Origin of the sequence: Skermanella mucosa, from assembly GCF_016765655.2 — a bacterium.
GTDB lineage: Bacteria > Pseudomonadota > Alphaproteobacteria > Azospirillales > Azospirillaceae > Skermanella > Skermanella mucosa.
In genome coordinates, this window is sequence record NZ_CP086106.1 from 4,992,536 (window position 1) to 5,004,534 (window position 11,999).

General features: G+C 70.5%; 14 protein-coding genes. 4 read left to right on the forward strand and 10 right to left on the reverse strand.

The features are described 5' to 3' along the window. Nucleotides 1-21 precede the first annotated feature (21 nt). A complete protein-coding gene (locus JL100_RS23220) occupies nt 22-471 on the reverse strand; it encodes a hypothetical protein (RefSeq protein ID WP_202681954.1) in 450 nt (149 codons plus the stop codon). Then, the gene (locus JL100_RS23225; protein ID WP_202681953.1) at nt 468-803 is read right to left on the reverse strand and encodes a hypothetical protein; all 336 of its coding nucleotides are present in this window, start codon (nt 801-803) and stop codon (nt 468-470) included. The genes JL100_RS23220 and JL100_RS23225 overlap by 4 nt, the downstream gene beginning before the upstream one ends. A gap of 261 nt (nt 804-1,064) precedes the next feature. Here JL100_RS23225 and JL100_RS23230 point away from each other — a divergent pair, with 261 nt between their 5' ends. Together JL100_RS23230 and JL100_RS23235 are read left to right on the forward strand one after the other, a co-directional pair. Beyond that, nucleotides 1,065-1,697 carry a S24 family peptidase gene (locus JL100_RS23230; protein ID WP_201073690.1) on the forward strand — a complete coding sequence of 211 codons (633 nt, stop codon included), beginning with the start codon at nt 1,065-1,067 and terminating at the stop codon, nt 1,695-1,697. An 84-nt stretch (nt 1,698-1,781) separates the two neighbouring features. Continuing rightward, complete coding sequence (locus JL100_RS23235) at nt 1,782-2,147, forward strand: hypothetical protein (RefSeq protein ID WP_228420857.1); 366 nt, start codon at nt 1,782-1,784, stop codon at nt 2,145-2,147. Here the strand turns inward: JL100_RS23235 and JL100_RS23240 are convergent. The 4 genes from JL100_RS23240 to JL100_RS23255 all read right to left on the reverse strand — a co-directional run bounded on the left by JL100_RS23240 (nt 2,120) and on the right by JL100_RS23255 (nt 5,113). Beyond that, on the reverse strand, nt 2,120-2,407 hold the full coding sequence (locus tag JL100_RS23240; protein WP_158046941.1) for a DUF2312 domain-containing protein: 288 nt from the start codon (nt 2,405-2,407) through the stop codon (nt 2,120-2,122). The two genes, JL100_RS23235 and JL100_RS23240, sit on opposite strands and share 28 nt — an antisense overlap. Before the next feature lie 270 nt (nt 2,408-2,677). Then, on the reverse strand, nt 2,678-2,989 hold the full coding sequence (locus tag JL100_RS23245) for a DUF1244 domain-containing protein (protein WP_202681952.1): 312 nt from the start codon (nt 2,987-2,989) through the stop codon (nt 2,678-2,680). A gap of 142 nt (nt 2,990-3,131) precedes the next feature. Continuing rightward, on the reverse strand, nt 3,132-4,286 hold the full coding sequence (locus JL100_RS23250; RefSeq protein WP_202681951.1) for a carboxylate-amine ligase: 1,155 nt from the start codon (nt 4,284-4,286) through the stop codon (nt 3,132-3,134). A 5-nt stretch (nt 4,287-4,291) separates the two neighbouring features. Next, nucleotides 4,292-5,113 carry an N-formylglutamate amidohydrolase gene (locus JL100_RS23255; RefSeq protein WP_202681950.1) on the reverse strand — a complete coding sequence of 274 codons (822 nt, stop codon included), beginning with the start codon at nt 5,111-5,113 and terminating at the stop codon, nt 4,292-4,294. 167 nt (nt 5,114-5,280) lie between these two features. On the opposite strand from JL100_RS23255, the gene JL100_RS23260 reads away from it, so the two are divergent. Then, a complete protein-coding gene (locus tag JL100_RS23260) occupies nt 5,281-6,240 on the forward strand; it encodes a DMT family transporter (protein ID WP_202681949.1) in 960 nt (319 codons plus the stop codon). 119 nt (nt 6,241-6,359) lie between these two features. Next, on the forward strand, nt 6,360-7,136 hold the full coding sequence (locus tag JL100_RS23265; protein WP_228420858.1) for a FadR/GntR family transcriptional regulator: 777 nt from the start codon (nt 6,360-6,362) through the stop codon (nt 7,134-7,136). Nucleotides 7,137-7,142: 6 nt separating this feature from the next. On the opposite strand, the gene JL100_RS23270 is transcribed toward JL100_RS23265, so the two are convergent. The 4 genes from JL100_RS23270 to JL100_RS23285 form a co-directional block, all read right to left on the reverse strand. Next, entirely contained in the window at nt 7,143-7,958 is an 816-nt protein-coding gene (locus JL100_RS23270) for an IclR family transcriptional regulator domain-containing protein (RefSeq protein WP_202681948.1), read from the reverse strand. 104 nt (nt 7,959-8,062) lie between these two features. After that, nucleotides 8,063-10,360, reverse strand: coding sequence for a CHASE2 domain-containing protein (locus JL100_RS23275; protein WP_202681947.1), 2,298 nt, complete (start codon nt 10,358-10,360; stop codon nt 8,063-8,065). 2 nt (nt 10,361-10,362) lie between these two features. Then, nucleotides 10,363-11,349 (reverse strand): OmpA family protein, encoded by a 987-nt coding sequence (locus JL100_RS23280; RefSeq protein WP_202681946.1) that lies wholly within the window; start codon nt 11,347-11,349, stop codon nt 10,363-10,365. Nucleotides 11,350-11,372: 23 nt separating this feature from the next. Then, nucleotides 11,373-11,837: a FecR family protein gene (locus tag JL100_RS23285; protein ID WP_202681945.1), complete on the reverse strand. Its 465-nt coding sequence runs from the start codon at nt 11,835-11,837 to the stop codon at nt 11,373-11,375. Nucleotides 11,838-11,999 lie beyond the last annotated feature (162 nt).

Consider the following 11,999-nt stretch of genomic DNA (forward strand, 5'->3'; position numbering starts at 1 on the left):
TTCGGATTTCGAATGGATTGTTCAGGAAAAGGCCGGCGAACCGGCACCCGCGGCCCCGCACGGCACCGGCGCCGCCGGGTCCAGCAGCCGCCGATAGAGCTGCCAGGGCGTCACCACCCAGCGGTCGTGCAGCCCCAGCACCCGCTTGGCCGCCTCGACGCAGGTGAACGGCCCCCAGGGCGCCGGACGGTCCAGGTCGCGCCGGACCGGGGCCGCCACCACGGCGTGCCCGCGCTCGGCGAACCAGCCGACCAGGTCGAAGCCGGCGGCGACCGGCTGGACCGCGATCTCCAGATGCGGCGACAGCGGGTCCACGGTGATCCAGTGGGTGCCGTCGTTCAGCGCCACGAAGCAGTGGCGGAAGCCGGGCCGCAGCAGCCGCAGCCACCACAGGTCGGCATCGCCGCAGAACACCACCCAGGCCCGCGGCTCGGCGCGGGGCGGGGCGGCGGGCGACACGGTGCCGCTCATCCCGCGAGCCGGGCATCGGCGACGATGCCCTTCTCGCGCAGGATCGGGTCCAGGAAGTCCAGCGCCTCCCGCCACAGGCCGGACGCCCGCACTTCCAGCCGGCGGTCGGGGTCGGGCGCCATCAGGCGGCGGCCGTAATGGACCAGCACATGCAGGTGGTCGCGGATCAGCTTGCGCTGGCGGTACAGCCGGTCGACCACGCGGAGCATGTCGAGCGGCTCGCAGGGGCGCGGCACCATGCCGCGGCCGGCGACGATGCGGGCTCCGGACGCGCGGGCCTCCTGCGCCTGGATGAACCAGAACCAGGCCTCCTCGGCGCTGTCGAACGGCACTCCGCAATCGTCGGAGAGCGGGACCGGGCGCGGAGAGCCGGGGTTTCCGGCGGGGGAAGGCGGATTGTGCCGACGGGATGACGGGGACGGGTGGCCGGACAAGGCGGCACCTCCTGGGCGGACGGGATTTCGGGAAAGGGTGTCTTCCGGCGGGAAGAACCCCCTTGATGTTCCCCTTATGTTCCGCTTTAATTCCTACGTCAAGCTCTTTGTGAAAACGTTCCTAGGGACATGAGGACCAGAATATGTGAAATTGTTCCCATGCTTAAACACGCAGACATATGGCAGGCGATCGATCGCCTCGCAGCCCAGAACGGGCTGTCGGCCTCCGGCCTCGCGCGGCGGGCCGGGCTGGACCCGACGACCTTCAACAAGAGCAAGCGGACCACGACCGAGGGGAAGCTGCGCTGGCCGTCGACCGAGAGCATCTCGAAGGTGCTGGAGGCGACCGCCAGCTCGTTCAGCGACTTCGTCAGCCTGGTCGACAACGAGCAGATCACGGGCGCCACCCAGCGCATCCCGGTGATCGGCTATGCCCAGGCGGGCGCCCAGGGCTTCTTCGACGACGCGGGCTATCCCGTCGGCAGCGGCTGGGACGAGTTGCAGTTCCCGCATGTCGGCGATCCCCAGGCCTATGCGCTGGAGATCACCGGCGACAGCATGGAGCCGGTCTACCGGGACGGCGACATCATCATCGTCTCGCCCTCGGCCAGCCTGCGGCGCGGCGACCGGGTGGTGGTCAAGACCACCGGCGGCGAGGTGATGGCCAAGCAGCTGCTGCGCTCGACCGCCAACCGGATCGAGCTCCAGTCGATCAACCCGGCCCACCCGCTGCGCACGCTCAGCCCGACCGAGATCACCTGGATGGCGCGGATCGTCTGGGCCAGCCAGTAGGCCGCCGGGAGACGGCCAGGGCGGCGGCTTAGGATTGGAATAAATTCCTTTGACAGTGGGGTGGGTTTGTGGTCATATCGCCCCATGATGGACGATTCGCACCCCAACGCCGCCGATCCGGCGACTCTTCTGGCCGACCTGTATCTGGATTTTTCCGGCCCGCCGCCGCGTGCGGCCCTGTCGGCGGCACTTTTGGGCGGCCGCGCCCCTCGTGACGCCGGGCGGATCGCGGCGGCCGGGCGCTTGGCCTCCCGCCTCGCCGCCGATGCCCGACTCGGCATCGCCCGCCGCCGGGCGGCCTTCGGGCGCAGCATTACGCGAGCCGATCCTCAAAACGATCCCCGGACCGATCCATGGCTCGCCCGCCTCGTCGCCGACCTGGCGCTTCACCGGGCGAGCGCGGTGGCCCGCATGGCGTCGGCTCACTCCATGCCGAGCGCCATCTTGTAAAGCTCGATCAACTCTTCTTCCTCCTGACGCTCCTCCTTGGCCTTCTTGCGAAGCCGGATGATCGTCCGGATGATCTTCACGTCGAAGCCGGTGCCCTTGGCCTCGAGATAGACATCCTTGATGTCGTCCGAGATGCCCTTCTTCTCTTCCTCGAGTCGCTCGATGCGCTCCACGAACGAGCGCAGGCGATCGGCGGCGATACCGCCGACATCGTTCGCCGGCCCGGCATCGGCCCGCGCCGCAACTGAAGTGTCCGTCATGAATTCCTCGTCACCAGAAACGACCTGTCGGAGGCACCATAGCCAATCCGACGGCCAAGGGCACCCCCGCCGACGCCCCGCCCAGAGAATCTTGTCCCCCACCCCCTTCTGGGGGAGAATGCCGTAGGTCGGACTTCGCCCGCCAGGGCGAACTCCAACGCCCTGCATCGACGCCCCGGCTCCCTCCGTCGGCGTCGGCCTTCGGCCGAGGCCGACCTACGGAATACCGGTCAAAAGCCCTGTCCCGCGGCCCGGCCGGGCCGCCGCCCCTCAGTGGTCCGAACGGGCCTGCGCCGCCGCGAAGGCCTGCTGCTTCTCGGCCGATGCCTCGGACTGGTGCTTGCTCTTCCACTCCTCATAGGGCATGCCGTAGATGATCTCCCGCGCCTCGTCGTAGCTCATCTCCATCCCCTTGCCCTCGGCGGCGGCCCGGTACCATTTCGACAGGCAGTTCCGGCAGAACCCCGCCAGGTTCATCATGTCGATGTTCTGCACGTCGGTGCGGTTGCGCAGGTGCTCGACCAATTGCCGGAAGGCCGCGGCCTCAAGCTCGGTGCGCGTGCGTTCGTCCAGTTCGGTCATCGTCGTCCACTCCCCAAAGCGCTCCCGTCCAAGCGAAAGCCGTCGGCTTGACATGGCATCGCCCGCCGCCGGGCGCAACCGCTTCGTCGGGAGGAGCGGTGCCGAACGGACCGTGCGGAACGCGCCGATGCGCCCGCCGCCCTCAGCCCGCCGCCGCCGGCTCCAGCCCGTGCAGGGTCTCGCCGATCAGCCAGTCCACCACCAGCTTCAGCGCGTCCTCCGCCGAGGCGCCGGCCGCCAGCGCCTCCTGGTAGACGGCGACTTGCCGGTGGGCGCTGGTGCCCCGGGCCACGATGCCCCGGGCGTTCTCGATCGCCTCGACGCAGCCCAGCGCCTCGGCGTCCTCGCGCAGCAGGCCGATCAGCTCCTCCAGCAGCTCGCCATAGGGGACGATGCCGCCTCGGCCGAAATCGATCAGGCCGGCGTCGAAGCCGTAGCGCTGCGCCCGCCAACGATTCTCCTCCAGCAGCAGGTTGCGGTAGCGCCGCCACGCGACGTTGCCGCGCCGCAGCCGCCACAGCATGCGCAGCAGGCAGACATAGAAGGCGGCGACGGTCAGCGTGTCGTCCAGCCGGGTGCAGATGTCGCTGATCCGCATCTCCAGCGTCGGGAACCGGCCCGATGGGCGGATGTCCCACCACAGCTTGGTCGCGTCCTCGATCACCCCGGCATCGACCAGGGCGCCGACCTGCTGCTGGAACTCGCCGAAGCTCTGGTACTCCTCCGGCATGCCCGTGCGGGGCAGCTCGTTCCAGACCGCCAGCCGATAGCTCTTCAGCCCGCTGTCCTGCCCCTGCCAGAACGGCGAGGAGGTGGACAGCGCCAGCAGGTGGGGCAGGAAGTAGCGCACCTGGTTCATCAGGTCGATGCGCAGGTTCTCGTCCTCGATCCCGACATGGACATGCATGCCGCAGATCATCAGCCGTCGCGCCGGCGCCCCGATGTCGCGGGCCAGCATGTTGTAGCGGTCGCGGTTGGTGTGCTTCTGCGGCAGCCACACCGCGAACGGGTGGGTGGAGGCCGCGATAGGCGCCAGCCCGTAGCGGTCCGCCACGCCGGCGACCGAACGGCGCAGCCGGGCCAGTTCGGTCCGTGCCTCCGACAGGTCGGCGCAGACGCGGGTGCCGATCTCGATCTGGCAGCGCAGGAACTCGGGATGGACCTGCTCGGGCGCCACGGCGGCGCAGGCCTCCAGCATGTCCTCGGGCGGGTCGGGCACGATATCGCGGGTCTGCCGGTCTACCAGCAGGTATTCCTCTTCGATGCCGAGCGTGAAGCTGGGGGCCGGTGCAGCCATGATCCTCAGAAATGCTGGATGCGATACAAGGTAGGGTCGGCCAGGACCTCGTCCAGGGCCTCGCCCAGGATGCCGGCCCATTCGGCGGCACCATGGCGGGTGTCGATCAGGTCCTGGCGGATCTCCACCAGCAGATGGGGCAGCCCCGGCACCACCGCATGACGGTCGATGGTCGATCCCTCCGTGCCCTTGCCGGTATAGGGCTCGTTGTCGCCGACCACCAGGCGGGCGTCGGCCCGGAGCCGTTCCATCACCGGCACCGGCATGCGGGGATCGCGGTCCCACAGGATGCCGATATGCCAGGGCCGCTCGATACCGTTCATCACGGGGGTGAAGCTGTGGATCGACACGACCGCCGGAACCTGCCCGCGCCCGCGCAGCCGGTCGATCTCGGCGGCCGCGGTCGAGTGGTACGGCCAGAACAGCCCGTCCACCCGCTGCGCCGCCTCCGCCGGGTCCAGCGCCCGGTTGCCCGGCACCACCACGCCGTCGCTGATCACCGGAATCGACGTCGGATCGTCCAGGTCGCGGTTGAGATCGATGATCAGGCGGGAATAGCCGGACAGCACGGCCGCCGCGTCCCAGCGCTCCACCAGCGCCCGGGTCACGTCGGCGGCACCGATGTCGTAGGCGATGTGCCGGGACAGCGCCGCGTCGTCCAGCCCCAGCGTCCCCAGCGACGCGGGCATGGCGTTGGAGGCGTGGTCGCACAGCAGCAGGACCGGCGCGCGGCCTTCGCGGTTCAGGACCGTCACCGGCGGCGGATCGCCGGGACCGAGCAGCGGCGGCATCGCCGAGGGCTTGGGAGCCGTGGAGGAAGCAGACATGACCCGCACTATACCCGAATCGCCGCGCGGCGAAATGCCCCGCGACACTGAAATCCGGGAGCATGGCCGCCCTGACGAAATCCTCCCTTGCCACGGCACCCCCGCCGGGTGTCCATGCACATCCCGCGCGTCCCTTTCCCGGCCCCGTCTCCTTCGGAACCTTCCCGATGCCCAGCGTCCCTCCGGCCACCCCTCCGGTCCCCTCGACCAAGACCATCGCCCCGGGTCTGTCCCCCGCGGCCATAGCGGCCGACCGCGCAGCGCGGATCGCCCTTATCGCCCTGCTGGTGGGCGCGCTCGGCATCGCGCTGTCGCCGATCTTCGTCCGGCTGAGCGAGATCGGGCCGACCGCCACGGCGTTCTGGCGCATCGGCTTCGCCATGCCGGTGCTGCTGGCCTGGCTGGCGCTGGAAGGGCGCGGCACGGCGGCCCCCCGCCGTCCCTCGACCCGGAGGGACTATCTGCGGCTGACCTGGGCCGGCCTGTTCTTCGCGGGGGACCTGGCGGTCTGGCACTGGTCGATCCAGTTCACCTCCGTCGCCAACTCGACCCTGCTCGCCAACTTCGCGCCGATTTTCGTCACGCTGGTGTCCTGGGCGGTGTTCAAGCAGCGCTTCTCGCGGACCTTCATCGCCGGGCTGGCCCTGGCGATCGGCGGTGCCGTCGTGCTGATGGGCGAGAGCCTGAACCTCAGCCTCAGCCACCTGTTCGGCGACGCGCTGGGCGTCGTCACGGCCATGTTCTACGCCGGCTACATCCTGTCGGTCGGCCGGCTGCGGGCGGAGTTCTCGACCGCCACCATCATGACCTGGACCGGGCTGGTGACCGGCCTGACCCTGATGCCCCTGGCCCTGCTGTCGGGCGAAAGCCTGATCGCCCCCAGCCTGTACGGCTGGCTGGTGCTGGCGGGCCTGGGCGTGATCAGCCATGCCGGCGGGCAGAGCCTGATCGCCTACGCCCTGGCCCACCTGCCGCCGGCCTTCTCCTCGGTCAGCCTGCTCCTGCAACCCGCCGCCGCCGGCGTGTTCGCCTGGATCCTGCTGGACGAACCGCTGAGCGCCTGGCAGGCCGCCGGCGCCGCCATCGTCCTGGCCGGCATCTTCATCGCCCGGCGGGGCAGCCGGTAGGCCGGCGCCCCCGATCGGTGCGCGGAACGGTCTGATCAGGACCCCCTGGCGTCAAACGCCGTCTGGTATTACCATGGAAACCCTATCGAACGAAGATCCGGCCCGGAGGAAGGCGCCAAGTGACCGAGACGAGCGAAGCGGCCGAACCCGTCGCCAAGGCCGGCGCGGACCGCGTTTCCGACAGGGTCGCGACGAAGCTCCTGGACATGATCGCCCGCGGCGAGCTGACGCCCGGCCAGCGGCTCCCGGGGGAGCGGCAGCTCGCCGAGCAGATGCAGGTCAGCCGGGTCTCGGTCCGGGCCGCCTTGCAGCAGCTGAAGACCCAGGGATTCCTGGCCGCGGTCCAGGGCGGCGGCACGCGGGTGCTCTCCACCGCCGGCGACATGGACCCGGCGCTGACCGAGATGATCCGGGTCAAGTTCGACAATCTCTACGACCTGGCCGAGATCCGGGTGATCCTGGAGTCCTGGGCGGCCCGCCGCGCCGCGGTCAACGCCACGCCCGAGCAGGTGGCCGAGATCGGCCGGACCGTGGTCGCCATGGCGCAGCCGTCGCGCGGCAAGCTGCGGGCGACCGACGACGTGGACTTCCACATCGCGATCGGCAAGGCGGCGGGCAGCCCGGTCTACATGCACATCCTGTCCGTCATCCGCGACACCTTGACCCAGATGCTGGAGTTCCACCGGCACGAGCTGTTCGAGCGCTCCGAGGACAAGATCGTGCTGGCCCAGCACCGGGCGATCCACCGCGCCATCGACCGGCACGATCCCGATGCCGCCGCGACCGCCATGACGGCCCACCTGACCTGGGTGCTCGACCACTACCACGCCGCCCGGCGCCGCCGGGACGAGGCCGGCGCGGAGAAGCCGCCGGTGGCGGGCGCCGCCGCCGGATAAGCGGCCTCAGCCCCGGCGCTGCGGAACCACGCCGCCCACCGCCCGGGTGATCTCCCCGGCGGCGCGGCCGACCAGGGTTCCCAGTTCGGCGATCCGCCCATCGGGGATCCGGACGGCGGGGCCGGAGATCGACAGGGCGCAGAGCGGCCGGCCATGCTCGTCATGGACCGCGGCCGCCACGCAGCGCAGCCCGACCGAGTGCTCCTCGTCGTCGACGGCGAAGCCGCGCTTCCGGGTCTCGGCCAGGTCCCTCGCGAGGTCGTCCGGCCCGGTCAGCGTCCGGTCGGTGATCCGCCTCAGCGGCAGGCCCTTCAGCACCGCGAGCGACTCCTCCTCCGGCAGGGCCGCCAGCAGGGCCTTGCCGACGCCCGAGCAGTAGAGCGGCGCGCGCGTGCCCGGCTGGGACAGGGCGCGCATCATCTCCCGGCATTCGACCTGGGTCAGGATGACCGCCTCGCCCTTGTCCTCGACCGCCAGGTTGACGGTTTCGCCCGACTCCTCCATCAGGCGCCGCATGACCGGGCGGGCGATCAGGGCATGGTTGCGCCGGCGCAGGAAGGCGCCGCCCACGGTGAAGGCCTGCACGCCGATGAACCAGCGCCCCCGGTCCTCGTCGAACGACACGTAGCCCCGCTGTTCCAGGTTCTTGAGCAGCCGGTGCGCGGTGCTGGGCGGCTGGCCCGTCAGGGCCGCCAGCTCGGCGGAGCCGACGCCGTCCCCGGCCGCGGCGATGCACTCCAGCAGGTCGAGCGACCGGCTCAGCGCCTGGACCGGACCGGCGGCCTCCGCCCTGGTCCCCCGTTGCCCGTGATCCCCGTCCAAAGCCTCTCCGCCCCTCTGGAAAATCCGATCTCCCGTGCCCGTTCTCCTGTGTAGGGGTTGCCGCGGACCGGCGCAACCGGGCGAAACGGCAGGCCCCGGCCCGCTCAGTCGAACAGGCGGTCCGGCATGGCCAGCCGCACCCCGTGGCCGGGCGGACCCAAGACTTCCGGGAAGCTTTCCAGCTGCGACGCCAGCGCGGCCAGCAGGGTTTGGCCGATGCCCGCCGCGGTGTCGGTCCCGGCGACGCGCGGCAGCCCCACCCCGTCATCCCAGACCTCCAGGATCACCAGACCGGCCCGCCGTTTCAGCTGGACTGCGATAGAGCCCCGCCGCCCCTCGGGAAAGGCGAATTTCAGGCTGTTGTTTACCGTCTCGTGGATTATCAGACCCATCGGCAAGGCGGTTTCGATATGGCAATGAAGGGTTTCCACCCGGATGTCGAAGGCTATCCACCCGTCCTCCAGACGCTGGTCCGCGAGTGACCGGCACAGGCGGTCGACCTGGGCCGCGACATCGATCCGCGCCAGGTCGCCGGAAAAGGCCAGCTGATCATGGATCCGCCCCAGCACCAGCAGGCGGTCCTGGATGGCGGACAGGCGTTCCAGCGCCCTGGCATCGCTCAGGCCGGACTTCTCCAGCGCGATGATGCCCCAGATCCCCTGCAGGTTGTTCCTGACCCGGTGATGGATCTCCCGAAGCAGCGCTTCGTTGTCAGCCAGCGCCTGCGCAAGCCGGTCCTGGGCCATTCTGCGCCGGGTGATGTCGCGGCCGATCAGGACAGCCGAGGCGGTGTCCAGCACCCCGACCGCCAGTTCCAGGAACATCGGCGCCCCGCAGGGCCGCGTCGTCTCCACTTCAACCGGCGGCGTCGGAACCCCGGCAAGGCGCTGCCGGACGAGACTCTCCAGATCCGGCGGGGACAGGCCGAACAGCGGGCCGGCGGCCTGCCCGACCAGCGCCGGCGGCGGAAGCGCCGCGAGCGAGGCGGCCGCCGCGTTGCAGGACTGGATCGCCCCGGCAGCCGAAACCGTCAAGATCGGGTCGGGACTGGCGTCCACGACCTGTCCCATCAGGCGGTCGCGCCGACGCCGGATCGCCCGCTCCCGCCGCCTACCCACGAAACCGGCGACCGGCGGAGCCAACGCCATCGCGAGCACCGGCAGCGTCCAGTCCAGCAGCAGTCCTCCCGTTTCGAGGAGCAGCAGGGCGGTACCCGCCGACGCCACTGCCAGGACGAGGGAGACGCCGTGACGGGTCCGGCGGCTCCCCAGCGCACCGACCGCCATCACGCCGCCCAAGGCGGCCATGATCTCCAGGAGCCCGGCGTAAACCGGCCGCTGGAGCCAGCGCTGCCCCAGCAGGTCTCCGATCATGGCCGATTCCAGGATCGGAGCGGAAACGGGCTGGTCGGACCCGGCGATCCGCCACGCGCCGCCGATGCCCTGGGCCGACACGCCCACCACGGCGATGCGTCCGCCCAGCACCTCACCGCCGGGAGCGGGGCCGGAGCCGAGCAGGTCGGCTGCACGGACGACCGGCACGCGGTCCAACCCGCACAGCCTCGGGCGGAACCAGCCCTCCGCATCGACCGGTACGCGCAGGGGTCCGACGCGCACCGCCTCCAGCCCGGCCCGGCCGGCTTCGACCAGGAAACCGGAGCGGCCATCGGCGACCCTGGCGGCCTCCGGTCCGAGCCCGGGCAGCAGCTTGCCGTCGGACTGGAGGACGGCGGCGAACCGGCGCACGACACCGTCGGAATCCACGGCCAGCGCGGTAACTCCGGCGCCGGCCGCGGCTTCCCGCAGGATCGGCAGGTTGCCGACCGCGGCGGAATGATCGGGCAGCCCGAACCCGCCATCAGGCCCGATCAGGCCGAAACGCCCCTGGGCGCCGGCCGGAGCGACCCTGTCCGGTTGCCCGGCTTCGCGCCGCAGCGCCTGGGCAAGAACGATCGGAACGCTGCGCAGCGCATCGGCGAACACGCGGTCGGTATCCGGCAGGTCGGCCAGGACGTCGGCAACACCCGGAGGCAGGTCCGGCACCCCGGCGAACCGCGGCGGCGACCAGCGATCCGGCTCGGCGAAAACCACGGTAAAGACGACCGCCTCGACGCGCAGTTGTTTCAGCCGTTCGACCAGCCGGGCCATGACCACGCGCGGCCACGGCCACAGTCCGGCCGACGCCAGGCTGGCATCGTCGATATCGACCGCCACGACGCGCCCGGGATGCTCGGACGGCGGACAGAAGACGGCGGCCAGATCGAAGGCCTTCAGACGCATCGCCTCCAGCGGCGGCGGATCGATCCACCGCAGGAGCAGCAGGCATGCCGCCAGCATGGCGGCGGCCATCAGGCGCGCACGGCGCTCCCGGGCCGCCCCGGACATGGGCAGGATCGCCGTCATGGTCAGCGCACCATCACCTCGACACGCCGATTGCGCGGCTCCGCCACCCCGTCCGGGGTCCGCACCAGCTGGTCCGTTTCCCCGAAGGACTTCACCTCGACGGCTCCGGCGGGGATGCCCTCCTCCTGAAGCAGCCTCGCCACCGCCGCTGCCCGCGCCCTGGCCAGCCGTTCGTTGGCCGGCGCCGCGCCGACCCGGTCGGTATGCCCGACCACCGTCAGGTCGGGCATCCGGCGCCGGCGGACTTCCGCCAGCAGGTCGGCGAGCAGATCGCGCGACGGGCCGGTCAGTTCCTCGCCTCCCGTCTCGAAATAGAGGATGAAGCTCGCCGGAGGCGGCGGCACGGCGGCCAGCGGCTCGCCGAACAGGCCGGAGACGGCGGCGGGCGTCAGGGTGCCGCGATCGGCGGGCGGTGCGTCGCCATCGGCCGATGCGCTGGCCGCATAAGGCCGGTCGAGCGCCTGACGGCCGCCGCGGGTCTCGACCAAGACCGTTCCCGCGCCCGTCCCTCCCGGCAGCAGGACCACCAGTTCGCTCCGCGTGGCGCGCCTCGCCTCCGCCAGCAGGCGGCCGAATCCGTCCCGGCAGCGCGCGATGTCGTCCGCCTGCCAGCCCTCCTCCTGCTGCTCCGCCCAGCAGTCGAAAGCGGCCTGCGCCCGCGCCGCCGGAACGGGGGCCAGGATCCGGGCATTCGAATCGAGAACGGACAGCAGGTCGGCGCGCGCCTCGCCGAGCCGCCTCAGATCCGCCCCGTCCAGGCCGCGTTCCCCCGGGACCGACGGTTCGACTACCAGACCCGCGGTGGCCGCCAGGGCGCGGTGCCGATACCGCAGACTGTCCAGCCAATCGTACTGCTCCGCCTCGCTCGCGGCGAGTTCCCGGTAGGCGGCCGCCAGTTCGAACAGGAACTCGCTTTCGGCCCGGCCGGCCGGGTTTTCGGGCGGCACGGCCGCGCAGCCGACTATCCCCAACGCAAGGAGGCCTCCCATCGCCCTGCCCCTCGGGGCCGCGCTCATGGCACTGACCCCGGAACGCGGGCGGCGAACCGGGTGCCGCGAACGCCGACCGTGCCGTTCACGGTCCGGATCCGGACGGTTTCCGGCGCCAGGACGGCGATCCGGCCCGAAACATAGACCAGGGATCCCTGCATCAGGGACATGATGAAGGAAAGAACTCCTTTCTGAGGCTCGAAGGCGAATTCTTCGACCGCGAAATCACTGTTCTCGCCCAGCGACACCTGGGTACCATCCCTGAAAGTGATGCCGAGACTGGAATCTGTACCGGTCTGTATACGGTCCTTCTCATAAAGTTCCACGCCTGGCTCCACCGCCAGGGTCCGGGGTCCGCGAGTAACTGTTCCGGTCCCGGAAGCATTCTTGATCTGTGCTACGGGCTGATCCGCCTGCAAGCTTCGCGGCTGGAAGTCGACGGCTATGGCCAAGCCAAGGGCAATTGCGAATACCACGGATCTACGCATGAAAGCCGCCGCCTCGGGTGAACCATTCCAAGCTTAAGACCTTCCCAATTTTGAAGCGAGACTTTCCGGATCCGGCCCGATTGCGCAAAAGCCATACGCAACCATACCAAATGTCCGCCCCTGCCCCCCGGCATTGACAATCCGTCACCGGACGGCAAGTTT